We start from the raw sequence: 20879 nt of genomic DNA, 5'->3' as shown, positions 1-20879 counted from the left end.
TTTATCCCCCTTACGCCTCTGTTCGCTCGAATTGTGATAAGAAACGTGTGTCACTTGTATAGAAATGACGAATATCGTCGACACCATATTTCAACATTGCGATACGTTCAGCACCAATACCGAATGCAAAGCCTGACACTTTCTTCGGATCATAGCCAGACATTTCTAGTACTCTTGGATGCACCATACCTGCTCCTAAAATTTCAATCCAGCCTGTGCCTTTACAAATGTTACAGCCTGAACCACCACATTTGAAGCACGAAATATCCATTTCAACAGAAGGCTCTGTGAATGGGAAGAAGCTTGGGCGAAGTCGAATTTCACGGTCTGCACCGAACATTTTTTTCGCTAATGTATCAAGCGTACCTTTAAGGTCACTCATGCGAATATTTTCACCAATCACTAACCCTTCAATTTGCATGAATTGATGAGAGTGTGTAGCATCATCATTGTCTCGACGGAATACCTTCCCTGGGCAAATAATGCGAATTGATTCACCTTTTTTTGCCTCCATAGTGCGAGCTTGAACAGGTGATGTCTGTGTACGTAGTAATATTTCCTCGGAAATATAGAACGAATCCTGCATATCACGAGCAGGGTGTCCCTTCGGTAAGTTCAGTGCTTCGAAGTTATAATAATCCTTTTCCACTTCTGGACCTTCTGCAATTTCATAACCCATACCGATAAATAAATCTTCAATTTCTTCAATAACACGTGTTAATGGATGACGATTCCCAATTTTAATTTCACGTCCAGGTAAAGTGACATCAATCGACTCACTTGCTAATTTTTCAGCAATGGCCGCTTCCTCTAGTACAGTTACTTTTCCCTCTAACACAGCAGTTACATTTTCACGAACAGTATTAACTAAAGCACCCATTTTCGGGCGTTCCTCTGCTGATAATTTCCCCATACCTTTTAATAAATCAGTGATCGGTCCTTTTTTCCCTAGATACGCTACTCGCACATCATTTAATTCCTTTAAATTTGCTGCCGCTTCAATTTTAGCAAGTGCTTCTTGCTCTAATTGCTTTAATTGCTCTTCCATGTAATAAACCCTCCTTAATTAAATCAATTTCGCCTTGGCGTAATTGTAGCTGTCGCTTTGCTTTCGCTACAGAAAACATTTGCCGCTGACGCTTCGCTTTCGCGCAGATAAACAATGCGTCCGGATTTTGAATTGTGCCGGCACAATTCATTCCTTTGAAAATCCGTGACATCCGCCGGAGGCTTTATCTTCATTCAGTAAGTATTTGGACACCCACTGAAAAGGAACCACATCCGCATTTATCTCACCACCATTAATGGTGGGAGTCTTCTGCTGAATGAAGATAAATGCCAAATGATGGCATAAAAAAACTCGCCCCTAAAAAAGGGACGAGGACATTTTCGCGGTACCACCCTAGTTATTGCAAGGCAAACTCCTAGCAATCACTTCATTGACATAACGACTAGATTAAAGCCGGCATACCTTTACAACATTTCGCTGGTCCCGGTAGCTGCTCGCGGGGTGAATTCAAAACTGCATTGGTACGGCACTGGCTCTCAATCTCCGCCTGCGCTCCCTGTCGTCCATTCACAATCTTTACTACTTCCCGGTCAAAGCATTTTAGTATTCATATATACATTTTACATGTGATTATACAATACTATACCAATTCAAATCAAGAGCCATGTGCCTATTGCCATCGATATTGATAGTTCTATCTGCAATTTTAGGCTCATCATCAAAAATTGTGGATGACATTTGATCAATTATGCCTCGGCATAATTCCATGACATCCGCCGGAGGCTTTAACTTATTTCAGCGGATGTTTGGACACCCACTGAAAAGTGACATAAAACCGCATTCAACTCACCACCTATAGAGGTGGGAGACTTCTGTACCTGTCGCTACGCTTTCGGTACAAAAGAGATTTGTAGCTGACGCTTCACTTTCGCTACCAAAACACTTGCTGAAAGAAGTTAAAACATATGCCATGTCTTAGTTGATTGGAGTGGAGACTGGACGACTCCTTGGGGATCAGCGATAGAGGAACGAAGGCTAAGAGCATCACATCCTGTGATAACGCCTTCGTGACCAACGTCGTGTTGGCCCGAGACCCTGGAGCGAGCACATAGGGGAACGAAGGCTAAAACCATCACGTCCTGTGATAACGCCTTCGTGACCAACATCGGTGCTGCTGCCGCTACGTTAGCACTACGCTTTCGCGCAAAAAACATCTGTTGGCCCAAGCGGCTCATCGGACGCCCCCAGGAAGCTCTGCTCTGTGCGAAAGCGAAGCGTCAGCAACAAAACGCCCAGTCGGAACGGAAATCAACCACTCATCATGGTGATAATTGGCAATTTTAACAATTTCACTATATTCTTTAAATTACAATTATGATTTCTTTTATTAACTACTTAACAAATCCATATAAAACGATTCCTGTTGCTACTGCTACGTTTAAAGACTCTGCTTGTCCCAAAATTGGAATAATAATATTTTGATCTGTCATTGAAAGTAGTTGTGGATGAATGCCACTACCTTCATTCCCCATCATGATAGCGAATGCACCAGTATGCTCAATATCACTATAAACTACTGCATCCTCATCTAAAGCAGTTCCAAATACTGGTACACCATTGTCCTGTAGCTGCTCAATCCATTCCTCTAAATCACCACGAAGGACAGGAATATGGAAATGTGAGCCTTGTGCAGAGCGAAGCGTTTTAGGATTATATAAATCCGCACAGCCCTTACCGAGTATGACTGCATCCAAACCAGCTGCATCCGCAGTACGAATCATCGTCCCAATATTCCCTGGATCTTGGACGGCATCAATTAGTAGCACCGTGCGCCACGAAGCCGTTACATCTTCTTCTAACAAAGGTTGCTTACAAACTGCAAATACACCTTGAGATGTCTCCGTTTCAGCAAACTCCTTGGCAACAGCCGCTGTTACTTCAACCACGGCTACATTATCAATCGGCCAAAGCATTGGTAAATCTACACCTTCACGTACAATTAGCTGTAGCACCTGCTCGTTATTTTTTAATGCTTCCTCTACCAAATGGAATCCCTCTACTATGAATTCTCCAGATCTTTCACGCTCTTTACGTGTTGTCGCAAGCTTCTTCCAATATTTCACTAACGCATTTTGCGTAGATTCAATTCTTTTCATCGTACCTCGTACCGCCTTTTTCCTATATATTGTTCATTATTATACAGTAGAAAACGATAAATTACATAGTCATGCAAAAAAACAGTTTAATTGTTATTTTACTGTTGACCAATATTTGGCTCATTTGATCCGCTCAGTCGGAACGGAAATCACCCCCACGATATGAGACAAATTATTATCCACTAGAAAATGGGGCAATTCAGAACTACATGTTATAATTTTCAATAGTTCAAACAATTCCCATTTTTGGGATGGCTAAGATTCATAAATAAACTTAAGGGTGAAAATGAATGAAAAAAAATGTACATGTAGTAGGTGCAATTATTGAAAATGATAAGCACGAATTTTTTTGTGCCTTAAGAAATCCTAATATGGTACTAGCAAATTATTGGGAATTCCCTGGTGGTAAAATCGAAGAGGGCGAATCGCCTGAACAAGCTTTATCTCGTGAAATATTAGAGGAATTTGATTGCTCTATACAAGTTGAGGAAAAGGTTGAGGATACCATTTATGAATATGAAAAATTTATTGTACGCTTAGAAACATTTAAAGCGTCAATAACAAAGGGAGAGCCGGTCATGCTAGAACATGCTGAAATTAGATGGGTTCCTCGAAATGAACTTCTCAATCTTAATTTTGCTCCTGCCGATATTCCCGCAATCAATAAAATACTTGCAGAAGAATAGTAGAGAGAAAAGAGCAGCAATGTTAGATTACCTTCTGCAGTCTGCTCTTTCTTTTTTCTATTGTCCCTCATCTAAAGCCATTTTTTATTTGGCGGAATACTTTGAGGAAAATGAAATACATTAAACGGATCGTATTTTCCCTTTACTTCTCTAAGCATTCTAAGATTACGACCATAATAGGCAGTTGGCCAATCTTTTATAAAACGATCTGGGAAATTCACATAATCACCAGTAGTGAAAGGTGATAAAGCTCGTCTTAAATTCTCCACCCACTGAATATTTTTTTCTTCCTCTTTAGGCTTTTTCCATGAAGTAATATACTCCTGAGCAATTAAAGCATTTCTATAATAATAAGCTGTTCGGCTTGACGCAATTTGACTTACCTCCCCTCTAAGAGATTGCTGCCAAATGGACGTATCTCTATTTGGGGCGTTAGATAAAAATTCTTTCATTTGAACAATTGCAGCATGAGGGAATGGCCTTTCAATAAAGGATCCTGACCTTTTACGAAAAGCTGGTTTATTGCCGCTCGGTAAGTCAAAAAATTCTACAGCTTTAATATACGGTACTTCCTTTATCCATATATTCGTTGGTGAACCTGTTTTTCTTATAGGACGGAGTAGTTTCTTTAGTTCAGATGCTGTACCTATAAACTCACCTTGAGCTACAATTTCACCAACTTCCTTAGATTTAAGCTCAATCTGTGAGGTCAAGCGTTCATCTGTATACGGTGCCCATTTTTGCCATGCGTCAAACGCTCGTTCAAAATCTTCCCATTCCCATGTAATGGAGAAAATCGATACGTTAGAAATAGGATGCAGTTTAAATGTAAGAGCTGTAACGATGCCAAAATTCCCACCGCCCCCGCCACAACTTGCCCAAAATAAATCACTATTTCTCTGCTTATCAGCTTGGATTACTTCAGCCCCTTCATGACCACTTGCAACAACTATTTCCAGTTCTAGTAGATTGTCACATGTTAGCCCAAATGGACGCGATAGCATGCCAATTCCTCCACCAAGCGTCAAACCAACAACCCCTACACTACCTTCAGTTCCTGCTGGGATTGTAAACCCATTTTCCCATAATACCCGATACACTTTTCCTAAATTAGCACCCGCTTCAATTCTCGCTGTCATATCTTTCTGGTTAATTGTTATGTCATTCATTTCACTAACATCTATAACAAGACCTTCATTTAATAATGAATAATTTTCATAATTATGTCTCTCACTTCTGATTCGAAATGGTTCATTATTTTCTCTCGCCCATCTTAATGCATGGATAACGTCTTTCGTATTTTGACAAAATACAATGATACTCGGAAATTTGGGATCATTTAAGTTATTATTTGTTCTTGCTTGCTCATAGTCCGGATCTTTAGGGGTAACAATTCTTCCTGTGAGCTTTACTTTCTTCAACATACAGCTCCTCTCTCAAATGATGCATTGCATATGTTTTATCCTATGCATATCACTTGGAAAGAATATGAAGATTGAAATTTTTATCACGTAAAAATTAAAGATAAATGCTCATTCTCTTTATTCATACATATGATGCTATATTGAAACCACTAAGGAGGTGTCCTAATGATTATTCATGTGGTAAGCGCAGGTGAAACGCTTTGGCAAATTGCAAACAGCTATTCTGTACCTATCAATTCTATTATTCAATTAAACGCTTTATCTAATCCAGATCAATTAGTAATCGGGCAAGCACTTGTTATCCCTTCTACCTACACAACCCATATTGTAAAAAGGGGTGACACCTTATGGTCGATCTCCCAACATTACGGGGTGACTATGCAATCGATTATCACAGAAAATCATTTAACGAATCCAGATGTTTTAACACCTGGAACTAGACTAATTATTCCACCCACTACACATATTGTGCTGCCAGGAGAAACTCTATCGCAAATTGCTACACAATATGGAACGACTGTTCAAGCAATTGTTTTAGAAAATGGAGTTTCAGATCCAAACATGATTTATGCTGGTGCGCATTTGATTATTCCGAGAGCAAAGCCTTCCATTGAAGTAAATGCTTATACGTATGAAGAGCCTAAAGAAGCCGTACAGTCGATTAACGCAATCGGCCATCTACTAACTTATTTTAGTCCCTTTGCTTATATGGTGAAGGAGGATGGAACATTACAACCTATAAAGGATAAAGAAATGATCGATGCAGCTATTGCCAAAAACATTACACCTATGCTGACCCTTACGAATTTCTCTTCCACAGAAACTGGTTCCAACTTATCACATGTTATTTTATCTAGTGCAGATTTACGGGAAAAGGTTATCAACAATACTTTGCAAGTAATGCAGGAGAAGGGCTATAAAGTGCTAAACGTTGATTTTGAGAACGTTCTACCGGCAGATCGTGAGAATTACAACACTTTCCTCCAATTAGCTGTTGATCGTCTTCACCCAAAAGGATTCCTAGTATCAACGGCACTTGCTCCAAAAACGAGCGCAACGCAGGCAGGAACTTTATATGAGGCACATGATTATGAAGCACACGGAAGAATTGCAGACTTTGTCATTTTGATGACATATGAGTGGGGATACCGACTTGGTCCACCACAAGCCATTTCACCCATTAACGAGATGAGAAAAGTTGTGGAATATGCTTTATCAGTTATGCCTGCTAACAAAATATTTTTAGGCTTTGAAATTTATGCTCGCGATTGGCTTCTACCGCACGTTAAGGGCCAAGAGGCGGAAACATTCAGCTCTCAAGAAGCCATTAACAGAGCAATAAAACATGGCGCAACCATTCAATATGATAGGACCGCACAGTCACCGTATTTCCGTTATGTTGATGAACAAGGTAAAAATCATGAGGTATGGTTTGAAGATGCTAGAAGTGCACAAGCTAAGTTTAATATGACGAAGGAATATAATCTTCGTGGTATTAGCTATTGGGCATTAGGTTTTCCTTTCCCACAAAATTGGGCACTATTAAATAATGAGTTTTCCATCAAAAAGGTTTCATTATAAACGTAGGGTGATTTTCGGTAGCAGTGGTTGTCCGATAAACCACTTTAGTCAAAAAGTTGTTGATTACGAAGGCGATATTATGGCTAAGTATGTGCATTTAAGGCTTATTTATTAACCCAAAAAGTCCTATACATTTCTACAATATATTCTTACTTTCCCTAGTTTTTCCCATGATAAAAAATCAATTCAGAGCCATATTAAGAAATATCAAAGCGAAAGGAGAAACTAAACATGGGAAGAGACAATAAGCAAGGTAAAAGCGCCAACAAAGGGTCTTTGCCTCAAACGCCAAAAAACCAAAAAATAGCGCCAGAAAAAGCTAGTGAAAAAGCTAGTGAAGAATTTTCTCAAGAGTTTATGAACATGATTAATTCAGTCACTAAAGAAGGCAAGACGAAAAAATAAGGAGGCCTTCAAGTGGATTACACACGTGCACAAGAAATTGTCGCCTCACCAAAAGAATATGAAGTAAGCTATAATGGCGTATCTATCTGGATTGACAAGCTTCATGATGATGGTAAAACTGCAACTGTCCATTTACGTCGTTCTTTAGAGGAACGATCCGAAGTGGATTTAGGAGAATTAAAAGAAGAGTACCTCGTACATTAAACTTTATCCTCAAATAAAAAAACTGCTTACTTCCTGTGGTGAAGTAAGCAGTTTTTATGTTGTTGAAAAACTATTATTCCTGGAATATTAAGTATCTTCTGGAAACGTTTCGGCTAGAGCTTTCCTGAGGGCGTTCGATGATCCCCAAGGAGTCGACCAGCCTCCACTCCAATCAAACACTTCATCATTCTAACTTCTATCCGTCACTTTGACGGTTCTATCCACGACATTAGCTGCTCTATCCGCCACTTTGACTCTTCTTTCCGTCGCTTTTGCCTTTCTATCCATCGCTCAACTTCTCACCTATGAAAATCCCAACTTTAAATGACGTAATCCTCTTCATATTTAAACTTTGTTAAAATATCACTCGCTCGATTGTGTAACTCTGTGAAGGTATTGGAAATCTGTTCAGCAGAAATCGGTTTACTAAATAAATAGCCTTGAATATAATCACAATCACCGTTAATAAGGAAAGCAAGCTGCTCCACTTCTTCAATTCCTTCAGCAACAACCTTTAATCTCAAATGCTTCGCCATTGATAAAATCATGGAAACGAGCGCCTCATCATTTGGGTTATGCTGAATATTTCGAACGAACGCCCGGTCAATTTTTAAGCAATCGATTGGAAAATCTTTTAAATATGAAAGCGATGAATACCCTGTCCCGAAGTCATCAACAGCAATTTGAATTCCAATTGCCTTTAATTCATGAAGTAACTGTGTCATTTGATCGATATTCATCGTCATACTTTCCGTAATTTCTAATTGTAAATAGTTTGGTTCTAAATTTGTTCTTTGTAAAATCTCTTGCACCATTTGCACTAAATCTTGCTGAAATAATTGCCCAAGCGACAAATTTACGGCAACCTTTATTGGTGGCAATCCTTGCTCTTTCCAGGCATTCGCTTGAAAGCATGCTGTCTCTAAAATCCATTTCCCTAATGGAATTATAAGGCCAGATTCTTCTGCAATTGGGATAAACAACTCAGGTGAAACAAATCCACGGGTTGGATGACGCCAACGTACTAGCGCTTCTACAGATTCAATTTTACCCGTTTTTAAATTTACTTGAGGCTGAAAATCTAAGTAAAATTCTTCATTAGCTAATGCTTTATGGAGCTCTTGTTCAAGCAAAATACGATCAGTAAGGCCATTTGACATATACGGCTTATAAAAAAGAACTCTTTGAGGTATTTGGCTCGCTTCCTTCATCGCTAACTGCGCATGCATTAAAAGCTCTTCACCTGAGCAATTTTCCTCATGGAGGGCAATTCCAATATTAAGATTCCCGTTGAGTGTGAATAATTGTACTTGTAATGGTCTTTGCATAGCGCTCTTCAAGTTCAAGCAAAATTGCACTAACTCTTCTCTCGTCTTCACATGATTAATATAAATAATAAACTGCCCCTCATGAAGTTTTGTAGCAAAATAATGAGGAGGTAATATGGCTTGAATTCTCTCAGCTACGAGCTTCATCATTGTATTAGAATAATTAATGCCTATAGATGAGCGGATAGCGGCAAGGCGATCAATCTCAATCGCAACGATTGCTTTTTGACGACTATTGTCATGTAAATCCTCTTTTAAGGTTTTCAATAATAAATGCTCATTTGGAAGCTTTGTAATATCATCGTGAAAAGCTCGAAAATGAAGCTCCTGCTGCGAATACTCAAGATCTTGCTTTATTTTTAAAAGCTGTTGATATGGTTTTTCAACAGTTGTATAGTAAATGGCTTTTAGGAAAAAGAAGAATGCAAAAAATTGATAAATTAATGCTGAAAAGCCCCAAATTGATTTCAAATCTTTGATGAATGCAAAGAAAATATCACTAATAATTAAATAAACTGCTGCGCTAATAAGCCACATAACTCGTTTAGGCAACTTTTGTTTATACTTACTTAAAATCACTATCGTTACACCTTGTAAGACAGCAGATAATAAATGAACAATAGAGTTTGCTTTAAGCAACATTTGTTCTTCGAGTAAAAAATATTTTGAAGAGAAATACACTAGAAAAAGGCTCAGTAGTACAAATAAAAAGGAACTGCTATATGTATAATTACGATCATTCATCGTTAAGCGTTTTTTAGGCTTTAAAATAATAAAGAGAAAACCGATTGATAAGCATAAACGCATGATTAAATCCAACCATATTTCCAAATATAGTGTTTCAGCCATTGGATATTGAGCAATAACCAAGCTCACCATTTCCAACAAGGCGATAATAAAAAATAAATTACCTATGTATAATGTTTGATTTGATAATAAGTGTGAAAAAACGAGCCAAGATTGAATAGCGATTGCCATTGTAAAAACAATGATTAGTACTTGTATAATCAAGTTCAAACAAATATAACTTTCTTCCTTAAAAAAAACAAATACCTGATTGCTTAAACCTAATAGTGGCATGACTAGGAATAATGGCAATACTATATACCAAATCTCTTTCTTTTCTATCTCTAATCGATTCAACCCTTTTTCCAACAGAAACCCTCCATACCAATATTCATCAAATTATACGGGTAATATCACCTATATAAAGGAAATATAAAAAATAAAAATTGTACTTTTTTTTGACTTATTACGAATCATAGCATTTTTATTGGAAGTTGTATGCAATTATGAAAAGTATGCCAATATTCATTTTTCTTTGATATTAGCATACCTTTGATGCTTTATAGCACTATTCTTCTTTAGAATATAACAACTCGCGAAGCTTAATCATTATTCTTGTGCGTCTTTTTTTAACAGCCTCTACAGATAAACCTAGTTCTTTAGCAATTTCAAAGTAACTGTAACCTTCTTCATAGAAAAGTAGTAATATTTTTCTGTCTTCAAATTTTAAATGAGACATAATACATTCTATAAGAACTGGATTTCTGTCACTTATTGCATGATCTCGAATATAATTTATCGTTTCATGATCCATAGGTGTATTCATATTTTCAAAACTCTTTTCCTTTGAAAGCTCTTTTAAAATTTCTCCTTTCACAGTTGTATAAATATAAGCAGAAAACAATCCTTTTGTTTGATCCGCTTTACGCCAAGCATCCCACACGGCTATGGTTGCTATATGACGATAATACTCAAAATCCTTATAAATTTGGCACTTTACCAAAATCGACGTGATCATCGGCTGGGCTAATTCTAATACTTCATCAAATGGTAGTTCAGGTGATAACTCTTTTTTATTTTGCTGTGTTGTCATTCTATTGTCCTGTCGACTGTGCACAGTCCATTATTCCTAGGTGCCTTTATCTTAGTTACTATACTAGGAGGATGTCGAACAGCTCTTTTGTCAGTATGATTAGAAAGTCTTTATAAGTCCTTTTTAATATTTATACATAACAACAGTATGATATTTCAAAAATCATATCTTTTAGCTGTCACACTATACATATTTCTTAAAAGGTTGGACAAATTACTACTAAGGAGGCGAAATAGATGAATTTTCAAATAAGAGATGCGATTACGACAAACGTACATGGTCAATCAGCGGCTGAATTTAAGGACATTGTCGAAGATGCAATTAGCCGTGGTGAAGAGCATTTACTTCCAGGGCTTGGTGTGTTTTTCGAAAAATGGTGGCAGCAATCTAGTCCTACTGAGCAGGATGAATTTGTTCAAAAACTTGAAAAAGTCTTTGCTCACTAATTTTTTATAGACGGTTCATTCCATTTCCAATAAATGCATGATAAAGTTTAACTTATCAGAAAATTAGGAGGGATTGGAATGACTGTTGCTGTAGAATTAATAGTAAATCAACTAAAAAAGGTTTTAACTGAAGAACAGGTGTCAACAAACGAAACGGTGCGACAGCTACATGGAAGGGACGAATCTCATCATACAATGAGCTTACCAGATATCGTTGTCTTTCCTCGTTCCACGGCCGATGTCAGTGCCATCTTGAGAATTGCGCATGCGGAACGTATACCAGTCGTACCTTTTGGTGTTGGCTCAAGCTTGGAAGGAAATGCAATTCCCATTGCAAATGGCATTTCTATCGATTTCTCTGACATGAATGCTATTTTAGAAATTCGACCAGATGACCTGCTAGTAAAAGTACAACCGGGTGTAACACGTGCTCAATTGAATAAAGAATTAAAAAAACATGGACTTCAATTCACAGTTGACCCTGGTGCTGATGCTACACTTGGTGGAATGGCCGCAACGAATGCCAGCGGTACAACAGCAGTGCGATATGGTGTTATGCGCGATCAAGTACGAGATTTAGAGGTTGTACTCGCAGACGGTTCAGTCATTCATACCGGTAGCTTAGCTGTAAAGTCTTCTTCTGGTTATCACTTGAATGGCCTTTTCATTGGCTCTGAGGGTACGCTAGGTTGCTTTACAGAATTAACTTTACAAGTCTATGGTATCCCCGAATTTGTAGCGGCGGGACGTGCAGTTTTTGCGACAGTTGGCGATGCTGTCAGTACAGTAACCGCATTGCTGCAAGCGGGCATTTCAATTGGCCGTGTTGAACTGGTCGATGAAGCCTCTATCAAACAAGCAAATATTTATAATGAAACATTCTATGATGAAAAACCAACACTATTTTTAGAATTTCACGGAAATGAAGCAGGTATGCATGCCGATATAGAATTTGCTAAAGAAATTTTTGAGGACTTTGGCTGTCTTTCTGTTGAATTTGAACAAGACAATGCGGCACGTAATAAGCTCTGGGAGGCGCGCCATTCATTGGCCTATGCATATATCCATGCTTATCCAGGGAAAAAGCTTATGTCGACTGATGTTTGTGTACCAATATCTATGCTTGCTGAATCCGTTTTATATGCTCGTGAACAGCTTGATGATGTTGGTCTTGCAGGTGGAATAGTAGGTCATGTTGGAGACGGTAACTTCCATGCCTTGTTAATGTTAGATCCAAACGATGCCGAGGAGCAGGCAAAAGCAGACCGCTTCAATGAACATATTGTCCAATATGCTTTGCTGCGTGGTGGTACTTGTACTGGTGAACATGGTGTTGGTATTGGAAAAATGAAATATCAATCTACAGAGCACGGTACATCTCTATTAGTGATGAAGAGCATAAAGGTAGCACTTGATCCACATAATATTATGAATCCAGGGAAAATTTTCAACATGTAAACCATTTTTACGTTCAAACATAGAAAACCCGTTGATGTCCATTATCAACGGGTTCTTTTTTATAAATCATAGCGGAAACTTTTTACAAGCTTATCTCCCTTATTAAACTCTTTAGATTCGTCTCTTACAAAGCCCAGCGATAAATAAAGATTAATAGCGGCCTGCATAATATCACCTGAGTGCAAATATAATGCTTGATCCTGACGATTGCGTGCAAAGGCGAAGCTTTCGTGCAATAATTTTTTAGCAACACCTAGCCCTCTTCCGTTAGGATGCACGCCAAGTAAGCGCACAATGGTAGACTGTATGTTAAGCTCTGGTAAACCATATGCTTTTTCAGAATCTGTAAATATTTGCAGTCCCCCTAAAATCTCATCACCACGCTTTGCCACTAAAATTGTCTCTGCATTAGGATTGCCAACAGATGCCCGAATATCACTTAAGTATGAGCCCCAGTCCTCTGGGTTATCATATTCTTTTTCATATTGTGCATAACTTTCTACTAGAACCTCTAAATACCGTGCATAGTCTTCCTCTTGCAAATGTTCAATCACTATTTCAGCTACTGTCATCGTTCAATCCCCTTTCTATTTAATCGACTCTATTTAAATGCACCCTTACTATAGGCAGTTACTCTTTTTTCAATACGATGTGCCAACCATTCGACGATAGCTGAAACACCCCAATAAATTAGCCCGACAGCGATAAATGCCTCCAAAAACTTTAAATTAATCGAAGCAATGATATTCGCGACTCCTGTTAACTCTTTAACTGAAAGGAAAAAAGCTAGTGACGTGGCATGTAAGAAACCGATAAAGACATTTGTGAAGTTAGGAATGGATTTACTAAATGCTTGCGGTAAAATATAACGTCGCATCGCCTGTGAAAATGTTAAACCGACTGCATAAGCTGCCTCTAGCTGTCCCTTAGGTACACTTAAAATACCGGACCGAATTATTTCGGAGGCATAAGCTCCTGCACTTAGCGTCAAAGCCAAAATAACAAAAAATAAAATAGGGATAGAACTTGATTGAAACTCTAACTTGAAAGCTTTTGCAATGACATCAACAACAATTGGTATGCCAAAATAAACAAGCATAATGTGCATAATGATTGGTGTGCCTCTAAAAAAAGATACGTAAAAATTCAACAATGGTGCGAGAATTTTTGTTTGTTGTATCCGAACAAAAGCAACGATTATGCCGATAAAAATGCCTAATAAGACAGGTGTAACTGCCATGAACAAAGTTAATGGTAATACTTTACTAATTTCTTTTAATGCTTCAAAAATAAAAGCAATATCTATCGTCATAGCTTCTCCCCCTAGTTAGATGCAGCTTCCTTTGGCATATATCGATTGAGATACCGTTCATTGCGTTTTAAGATCTTTTCTAACAGCATAACAATGACAAAATAAACGATGGACAGCGCCAAATAGATCTCTAATGCCCTTGTCGTGGAAGCAATAAGTGTTTCTCCACGTCCCACCATATCCATGACACCAATTGAAAATGCTAAAGAAGTATCCTTTAATGAACTAATCATCGTATTTGCCATATTAGGAAAGGCAACACGAATCGCCTGAGGGAGAACAATACGTTGAAAAGCCTGTATTCCACTTAATCCAACTGCATAAGCTGCCTCCATTTGTCCGCGATCAACTGTTAAAATAGCCGCTCTAAAAATCTCAGCAAACGATGCAGCATTGCTCAACGTATAAGTAATAATTACAAAATACATAGCATCCATTCTTGTTACATCAATATGCACAAGCTTTAATAATGCTGGTATACCATAAAACACTAAAAACAATTGTACTAATATCGGCGTACCTCGAATAAACGAAATATAAATCGTTATGATTTGCTTCAAAACTGGTATGTGTAGCAGCTTTGGTATAGCGATTACTATACCAAGCAGCATACCAAAAAGAATGGCGAACACTAAAATTTCGAGTGTAACTGGCAAATACTGAAGCAATATTGGAAGTACTTTTGCGATTAGCGTGAAGTCAAAGTCATTAGCCATACTTCCTTCTCCCTCTCCTATTTCGTTTAGAAGTCTACCGTATAATCGTCACCAAGCCATTTCTTACTTAGCTTACTAATGACGCCTTCTGCCCTTAATTCTCGAATAGCATCATCAAGTCGCTCCTGTAAGACAGCCTCGTCTTTATTTAATAAGAAGTAAACTTTTGAATTTAATAAAGCATCTCCTACTACCTTCTCTTGTGCCTTATTGCTTTCGTTATAGTACTTTACTGCAAACGGTGTTGTAATGATTGCATCGATTCGACCTGTTGCAAGTTGATTGTGAATATCGACCGAGCCGGACGAATAGACAATATTAGCACCTAAATTATGTTCCTTATTGTATTTCTCTATATAGACAGCAGAGTTACTAGTTGGTGAAACACTAACGTTTTTCCCCTTCAAATCATCAATGGATTGAATAGAATTGTTTTTTGCATTGACTGTTACTTTTAATGGGAATACATTATAAGGCTCTTTATTAAAGAGGAATTTTTCCTCTCGTTCACTATTGACTTCCATTTGATGGGCAATAAAGTCAATTTTCCTTGTCTCTAAACTTAGTAATAGATTTGAGAATTCCATCGTTTTAAATTCAAACTCATATTCTGGTAGCTTCTCATCAATGGCGCGAACAAGCTCCACATCATAACCGGTTAAATTCCCCTTGTCATCAATGAAGCAGATATTTGGAAATTGGGTTCCTGTACCAACAATAATTTTTTGAACGCCTTTTCCACCTTGTGCTGCATTATTTTCACTAGTATCCCCTTCGGACTTTTCCGTACTTGTACAAGCTGTTAAAAGTAAAGCTAGCAATAATAGTAAATAAAACGATAATTTTTTCATAAAATCCCTCTCTTCTTATGCGTGCGACGGTAGAACAACAGCAAGTGCTGTTTTTAAATGCTCCAGTCCAATCTCTGTTACTGCTTTAAAGACACCATTTGCTCCAATTTCGACAACCGGAACATAACGGACACCATATTTTGCTTCTAAGATGTCACGGAAAGCGTCATTATGTGTTACATCCACTGTTTTGTAAGAAATACCTTGTTGTTGCAAGTATGTTTTCACTTCATCACAATAACTACAGCCTTGCTTTGACCAAACAATTACATCTATATTTTTTGCCATGTTTATTTCCTCCTTAGCTAACCGCTTCTTTTTGTTGTAAATAGACTGGACTTAATAACTCAAATGATCGTTCTCGTTCAGATTCCTTTAACACTGGCGTATGCAAAATAAACTCATCAATTTGATAGCGCTCATGATAATCATCTAATATCGTTTTAATGTCTTCTGGAGTCCCATATAAAATATCCGCATCATATTGCTTCACTGTAAATGCCTCTCCAGATTCCTGACCAAATTTCTCTGCTAGCTCCACCGATTGTAATGTTAGGCTTTTGCCACTTGCTAAATGCACCTTTGTAATTTTTTGATCACCAATAAGCTCTTTCGCCTCCTCTTTCGTAGGGGCTGCAAGGGCTGCGATGGAAACGGCGAAATGACCCTTTGGATAATGCTTGCGATAGGCTGTAGCTGCTTGTGCTAATACATCATTATCACTATTAATAAATCGCGCAAAGACGAACGCAATGCCTAGTGTGCCTGCAAGAGCGGCACTTTGTGGACTTGCCCCAAGTAAAAATAACGCTGGCTTTACCTTTGGAATCGGCGTTGCCTGTACTCCATATAACTCGTGCTCTGCTGGTACGGTTTGCTCAATTAATTGCTGTAAAAATGTTAATCTTTCCTCAAAATCTTCGCCTTGATTGAGCGTGCCGTATTGCAACGCCTTCGTGGAGAGAGGTAAACCACCTGGTGCCTTCCCTATGCCTAAATCAACTCGCCCTGGCTCCAACGATGCGAGAACGTGAAAATTTTCCGCTACTTTGTATGGGCTGTAGTGCTGTAGCATCACTCCACCTGAGCCAATATTGATAGATTTTGTTTTAGCAAGGAGATAAGATACTAATACTTCTGGAGATGACCCCGCTAATGTATCTGTATTATGGTGCTCTGACACCCAAAAACGTGAGTAGCCCAATTGCTCTGCTTTTTGTGCTAGAGCCACTGTTTTTTGTAAGGTCCGCTCATTTGATGCATCCTCAATAATAGGGCTTTGATCTAATATGCCTAATGAATAGCTCATACCTTGCCTCCTCAATTACATTTATTCTTATACATTTACTAGGTTTTTAGACAGACTGTTTGATATAACGGCTTTCTTTAAATGGTAAACCTAAGTTACCACGTAATGTGTCTGCTTCATATTCTTCACGGTATAGCCCTCTTGCTTGTAAAATCGGCACAACCTTATCTACAAAATCATCCAGTGCTCCAGGTACAGTAACGCCTATAATAAAGCCATCAGCCGCCTCTTGCTCAAACCATTCCTGCACGAGGTCAGCCACATGCTCTGCTGTACCAAAGAATGCTGTTTTTGGGGTTGCTTCTCGTAACGCAACTTGTCGCAATGTTAGACCCTCTTGTTTAGCATATTGTTTAATATAATCGGTCGTACTTCTAAAGCTATTTGCTCCTATATCACCAAGCTCTGGGAACGGAGCATCTACATCATATTGTGTAAAATCATGATGATCGAAATATCGACCAAGATAAGCAAGTGCACGTTCTATTGAAACGAGCTCAACGATTTCCTGATACTTTGCTTCCGCTTCCTCAAGCGTATCGCCGATAATCGGAGAGATTCCTGGGAAAATTTTCACTTCATCTGGATTGCGTCCAAATGCTGCAACCTCAGTCTTTACTCTTTTATAAAATTTCTGTGACGCTTCTAACGACGCACCGTGCGTAAAAATTGCATCTGCATCTTTTGCCGCTAATCGAATACCCGCATCTGAAGAACCCGCTTGGAAAATAACGGGCTGCCCCTGCTTAGAGCGTGCAATATTTAGCGGACCTTGAACTGAAAAATAGTTGCCCTTATGATTTAATGTATGCAACTTATCAGGATTGAAAAATACATCATTTTCTACATCTGCAATGAAAGCATCATCTTCCCATGAATCCCACAACCCTCTTGCTACTTCTAAATATTCCTCAGCAATTTGATAACGCTCTGCGTGACTAGGATGCTGCTCAATTGTTTTATTGTAGTTCAAGGCAGTGCTTTCTAATGGTGTCGTAACAACATTCCACCCTGCACGGCCCCCGCTAATATGATCCAATGAGGCAAATTGGCGTGCCACTGTAAATGGTTCGCTATAGGAGGTTGATACAGTGCCTACTAGCCCGATGTTTTTAGTTGTTACTGCTAGCGCCGATAGAATTGTTATTGGCTCGAAACGATTTAAAAAATGAGGAATCGATTTTTCATTGATGAACAAACCATCTGCAATAAAAGCAACATCAAATTTCCCCTGCTCTGCCTTTTGTGCCTGCTGAATATAAAACGGCAAGCTTACACTTTGATTGCTAGCCACCTCAGGATGACGCCAACTTGAAATATTACCACCTACACCATGAATAATAGCCCCGAATCGAATTTTGTCCTGTCTCACCATATTTGTTCCTCCTCAAATTTTATTTTTACTAAACACAGTGGTTAAGTATGTTTTATGTTTAAAAAAATATTTCATTTATGGGTACTCATAAATAAAATAGGATTGAGGAAGATAATACAGTTCATTTATACAGTTTGCAATAGGCTACTTAATAGAAAAAAATTTACTGACTTATAAAAAATTTTATCAATTCAGATTTTCTTGAATACTTTCAAATTGCACAGCTGTTTCTACTATTGTTTTCCAAAAGGCTGGTGCGAGCGTCTGTTTATTTTTATACGTTAAAAAAATGTGTTGATTCATATCAAGTAAATGTTTGACATCAATCTCAACAAACTCACCACTTTCAAGTTCTTTTTTTACACAAAGATACGGTAAGAAGCTCATATACTCTCTCGTACGAATAAATTCTTTCGCTACCTCTAAATGATCCGTTCGCACTTCAATATTTGCTGATACGCCCTCTACCTCAAACATTTTATGCACATAATTCCAATCAAAAGCCCCACATTCAAAAAATACCATTTTCTGTTGTGCCAGTTCCTTTGCTTTCATTAGGTGCTGTTGTTTAAAAGGATGCTCGCGATGCATCACAAGTTTAACGGCATTGCTTAGCAATAACTCATTCGCAATCCCTTCTCTATGCATGTATTGAATAAGAGCAAGATGGATTTGATGACTTTGCAGTTTCTCTAAAATCACTGTAGTTGAACCCGTGATGATCTGGAAACGCAAATGCGGGAAGTCTTTCTTCCATTTCGGCAATGCATAAGCTAAAAAATATTGCGCTGTAACGCCATTTGTACCAATGCACACTTCATCAGACTCCTGCGTTTCCTCTAATTGTTTCTTTCCTTGTTGAAAGGTTTGCACAATCTGTGTCGCAAACGGTACAAAGTCCTTGCCTTTATCCGATAATATTACACTTCGTCCATCGCGATGAAATAACTCTACATTCAACTCTCGCTCCAATGATTTAATACGGGCCGTCACAGTCGGTTGGGACAAAAACAATGCATTTGCGGCCTTATGAATACTTTTATAATGCACGACATATAAAAACGCCTCGATATGGTCAATGTTCATCTAAAGCCCTCCTTAAATTACTTATTTATCCTATTATATAGATAATCGTTTTAATTCTCTATATAATATCGGAAAACTAGGGATTATATTTTAAAAATGTATCTGAAAAAAAGTAAATAGCAGTTCAACAAGAAAAAAAGTAACCTAGCGTCTCCCAGGTTACTTTTTTATGTAGCGATGCGGTCATCCATCTTGATAACATACATCACGCGCGGCCTACATCCCTCTGTCTGCAACCACTGTTATGCTATTCACATTGACACCCCCTGTTGTCAATATGAACTCTATCTATATAGTATTTCTCAAACTGAGAAGTATAATACTTGGCGTCTGTTCTTGCTCGAAATGTTCATTTATTGCAATCAATTATGCCTCGGCATAATTGCGTCCGGAATCGGCTTTGTGCTTAGGCCAACACGATGTTGGTTACTCAGTCGTTGCCACAGGACGTGGCGCTCTTAGACTGAGTTCCTCTATTTCAGCGGATGTTTGTTTGGACACCCTCTGAAAGAAGTTAAGCTAGAATTGATGCTAGCACTGCTTTTTGTGCATGAAGTCTATTTTCTGCTTGCTCAAAGATGTAGGAATTTGGGCCATCAATAACAGATGATGCTACTTCTTCTTCACGATGAGCTGGTAAACAGTGAAGGAACATATAATTTGGTTTTGCGTATGCGACAAGCTCATCATTAATTTGATAACCTGCAAAATCTTTTAGACGTTTTGCAGTTTCCTCTTCTTGCCCCATCGACGTCCATACATCGGCGTATACTACATCCGCGTTTATAACCGCATCTATAGGATCGTTTGTAATTGTAATTGTACTACCATTTGCTGCTGCGATAGCATGTGCTTTTGCGATAACATCTGCATCACATTCATAGCCAACCGGTGTTGCCACTGCCACATTCATTCCTACATGCGCAGAAGCGACTACTAATGAGTGCGCCACGTTGTTGCCATCTCCAACATAAGCAATTTTCAGCCCTTTTAGTTCACCTTTATTTTCAAAGATTGTTTCTAAATCAGCTAAAGCTTGGCATGGGTGATAAATATCCGTTAGTCCATTTATAACCGGTATAGATGCATGCTCTGCAAGCTCCTTCACCATTGCATGAGAGTTTGCGCGAATCATAATACCATCTAAATAGCCTGATAACACATGTGCTGTATCATAAACAGATTCACCACGACCAATCTGTAAATCACGCGCATGCATAAACATTCCTTTTCCGCCCAATTGGTTCATCCCTACTTCAAATGAAATACGAGTACGAGTTGAATGTTTTTCAAAAATCATGCCGAGTGTCTTACCTTCTAGTAGCTTCGGACATTTTCCTTCTTTAGTAATCATTTTCAGCTGTGTTGATAACTCAACTAACTGTTGAACCTCTTCACTTGTATAGTCTAGCAAGGTTAATAAGTCCTTACCTTTTAAGCTAGTGACTAACTTTAACTGTACTTCCTCGAGTAATTTCATAGCCTTCTCTCCTTGTTTCGTTGCTGTTGGGATTAGTATAACAATGCATAAATATAAAATCAACTGAATTTTTATGTTTATTTTAAAAAGTTAGAATTTTATCTTCTGATGTGTCAAAAATGCGAATAATCGAATATTCATGCATATTCTAACTACAATCGCATAGTTAAGAGA

At 38.3% G+C, this 20879-nt stretch carries 22 protein-coding genes; 6 read left to right on the top strand and 16 right to left on the bottom strand.

Annotation, left to right across the window (positions count from 1 at the left end; translation table 11 throughout):
• Nucleotides 1–10 precede the first annotated feature (10 nt).
• From pheS to ACFCYJ_RS16645, 4 genes are all read right to left on the bottom strand, one after another.
• A complete protein-coding gene (gene pheS / locus ACFCYJ_RS16660) occupies nt 11–1048 on the bottom strand; it encodes a phenylalanine--tRNA ligase subunit alpha (protein ID WP_376075134.1) in 1038 nt (345 codons plus the stop codon).
• Entirely contained in the window at nt 1005–1199 is a 195-nt protein-coding gene (locus ACFCYJ_RS16655; RefSeq protein ID WP_376075132.1) for a hypothetical protein, read from the bottom strand. Before ACFCYJ_RS16655 ends, pheS begins: the two co-directional genes overlap by 44 nt.
• A gap of 766 nt (nt 1200–1965) precedes the next feature.
• Nucleotides 1966–2244 (bottom strand): hypothetical protein, encoded by a 279-nt coding sequence (locus ACFCYJ_RS16650; RefSeq protein ID WP_376075131.1) that lies wholly within the window; start codon nt 2242–2244, stop codon nt 1966–1968.
• A 156-nt stretch (nt 2245–2400) separates the two neighbouring features.
• Complete coding sequence (locus ACFCYJ_RS16645) at nt 2401–3165, bottom strand: TrmH family RNA methyltransferase (RefSeq protein WP_376075129.1); 765 nt, start codon at nt 3163–3165, stop codon at nt 2401–2403.
• 290 nt (nt 3166–3455) lie between these two features.
• On the opposite strand from ACFCYJ_RS16645, the gene ACFCYJ_RS16640 reads away from it, so the two are divergent.
• Nucleotides 3456–3851, top strand: coding sequence for a (deoxy)nucleoside triphosphate pyrophosphohydrolase (locus ACFCYJ_RS16640; protein WP_376075127.1), 396 nt, complete (start codon nt 3456–3458; stop codon nt 3849–3851).
• Nucleotides 3852–3922: 71 nt separating this feature from the next.
• Here ACFCYJ_RS16640 and ACFCYJ_RS16635 read toward each other — a convergent pair whose 3' ends face one another.
• Nucleotides 3923–5275, bottom strand: coding sequence for an FAD-binding oxidoreductase (locus ACFCYJ_RS16635; protein ID WP_376075125.1), 1353 nt, complete (start codon nt 5273–5275; stop codon nt 3923–3925).
• 165 nt (nt 5276–5440) lie between these two features.
• Between ACFCYJ_RS16635 and ACFCYJ_RS16630 the strand changes: the two genes are divergently transcribed.
• The 3 genes from ACFCYJ_RS16630 to ACFCYJ_RS16620 all read left to right on the top strand — a co-directional run bounded on the left by ACFCYJ_RS16630 (nt 5441) and on the right by ACFCYJ_RS16620 (nt 7465).
• A complete protein-coding gene (locus ACFCYJ_RS16630; RefSeq protein ID WP_376075123.1) occupies nt 5441–6856 on the top strand; it encodes a LysM peptidoglycan-binding domain-containing protein in 1416 nt (471 codons plus the stop codon).
• A gap of 231 nt (nt 6857–7087) precedes the next feature.
• Nucleotides 7088–7261, top strand: a complete 174-nt coding sequence (locus ACFCYJ_RS16625) for a hypothetical protein (protein WP_376075122.1) — start codon at nt 7088–7090, stop codon at nt 7259–7261.
• A 12-nt stretch (nt 7262–7273) separates the two neighbouring features.
• Entirely contained in the window at nt 7274–7465 is a 192-nt protein-coding gene (locus ACFCYJ_RS16620) for a small, acid-soluble spore protein, H family (protein WP_376075120.1), read from the top strand.
• A gap of 320 nt (nt 7466–7785) precedes the next feature.
• On the opposite strand, the gene ACFCYJ_RS16615 is transcribed toward ACFCYJ_RS16620, so the two are convergent.
• Together ACFCYJ_RS16615 and ACFCYJ_RS16610 are read right to left on the bottom strand one after the other, a co-directional pair.
• Nucleotides 7786–9948 carry a bifunctional diguanylate cyclase/phosphodiesterase gene (locus ACFCYJ_RS16615; RefSeq protein WP_376075118.1) on the bottom strand — a complete coding sequence of 721 codons (2163 nt, stop codon included), beginning with the start codon at nt 9946–9948 and terminating at the stop codon, nt 7786–7788.
• A gap of 199 nt (nt 9949–10147) precedes the next feature.
• On the bottom strand, nt 10148–10672 hold the full coding sequence (locus ACFCYJ_RS16610) for a sigma-70 family RNA polymerase sigma factor (protein WP_376075117.1): 525 nt from the start codon (nt 10670–10672) through the stop codon (nt 10148–10150).
• Between the two features lie 236 nt (nt 10673–10908).
• Between ACFCYJ_RS16610 and sspI the strand changes: the two genes are divergently transcribed.
• Complete coding sequence (gene sspI / locus ACFCYJ_RS16605; RefSeq protein WP_376075115.1) at nt 10909–11118, top strand: small acid-soluble spore protein SspI; 210 nt, start codon at nt 10909–10911, stop codon at nt 11116–11118.
• Nucleotides 11119–11196: 78 nt separating this feature from the next.
• Nucleotides 11197–12576 carry an FAD-binding oxidoreductase gene (locus tag ACFCYJ_RS16600; RefSeq protein WP_376075113.1) on the top strand — a complete coding sequence of 460 codons (1380 nt, stop codon included), beginning with the start codon at nt 11197–11199 and terminating at the stop codon, nt 12574–12576.
• 59 nt (nt 12577–12635) lie between these two features.
• On the opposite strand, the gene ACFCYJ_RS16595 is transcribed toward ACFCYJ_RS16600, so the two are convergent.
• The 9 genes from ACFCYJ_RS16595 to argF form a co-directional block, all read right to left on the bottom strand.
• Entirely contained in the window at nt 12636–13148 is a 513-nt protein-coding gene (locus tag ACFCYJ_RS16595) for a GNAT family N-acetyltransferase (protein WP_376075111.1), read from the bottom strand.
• 29 nt (nt 13149–13177) lie between these two features.
• Nucleotides 13178–13888: an amino acid ABC transporter permease gene (locus ACFCYJ_RS16590; protein ID WP_376075109.1), complete on the bottom strand. Its 711-nt coding sequence runs from the start codon at nt 13886–13888 to the stop codon at nt 13178–13180.
• Between the two features lie 11 nt (nt 13889–13899).
• Nucleotides 13900–14604: an amino acid ABC transporter permease gene (locus ACFCYJ_RS16585; protein ID WP_376075108.1), complete on the bottom strand. Its 705-nt coding sequence runs from the start codon at nt 14602–14604 to the stop codon at nt 13900–13902.
• A gap of 26 nt (nt 14605–14630) precedes the next feature.
• A complete protein-coding gene (locus ACFCYJ_RS16580) occupies nt 14631–15455 on the bottom strand; it encodes a transporter substrate-binding domain-containing protein (RefSeq protein ID WP_376075107.1) in 825 nt (274 codons plus the stop codon).
• Between the two features lie 15 nt (nt 15456–15470).
• Complete coding sequence (locus ACFCYJ_RS16575; protein WP_376075105.1) at nt 15471–15743, bottom strand: glutaredoxin family protein; 273 nt, start codon at nt 15741–15743, stop codon at nt 15471–15473.
• A gap of 13 nt (nt 15744–15756) precedes the next feature.
• The gene (locus ACFCYJ_RS16570) at nt 15757–16764 is read right to left on the bottom strand and encodes an LLM class flavin-dependent oxidoreductase (protein WP_376075103.1); all 1008 of its coding nucleotides are present in this window, start codon (nt 16762–16764) and stop codon (nt 15757–15759) included.
• A gap of 46 nt (nt 16765–16810) precedes the next feature.
• The gene (locus ACFCYJ_RS16565; RefSeq protein WP_376075102.1) at nt 16811–18139 is read right to left on the bottom strand and encodes an LLM class flavin-dependent oxidoreductase; all 1329 of its coding nucleotides are present in this window, start codon (nt 18137–18139) and stop codon (nt 16811–16813) included.
• A 186-nt stretch (nt 18140–18325) separates the two neighbouring features.
• A complete protein-coding gene (locus ACFCYJ_RS16560) occupies nt 18326–19225 on the bottom strand; it encodes a LysR family transcriptional regulator (protein ID WP_376075100.1) in 900 nt (299 codons plus the stop codon).
• Nucleotides 19226–19739: 514 nt separating this feature from the next.
• On the bottom strand, nt 19740–20705 hold the full coding sequence (argF, locus tag ACFCYJ_RS16555) for an ornithine carbamoyltransferase (protein WP_376075098.1): 966 nt from the start codon (nt 20703–20705) through the stop codon (nt 19740–19742).
• Nucleotides 20706–20879: the final 174 nt, after the last annotated feature.

It is taken from the genome of Lysinibacillus sp. NPDC056232 (assembly GCF_042267565.1).
Taxonomy (GTDB): domain Bacteria; phylum Bacillota; class Bacilli; order Bacillales_A; family Planococcaceae; genus Lysinibacillus.
Note: the sequence above shows the minus strand (reverse complement) of the source record. Positions and strands in the feature narration are given on the sequence as shown.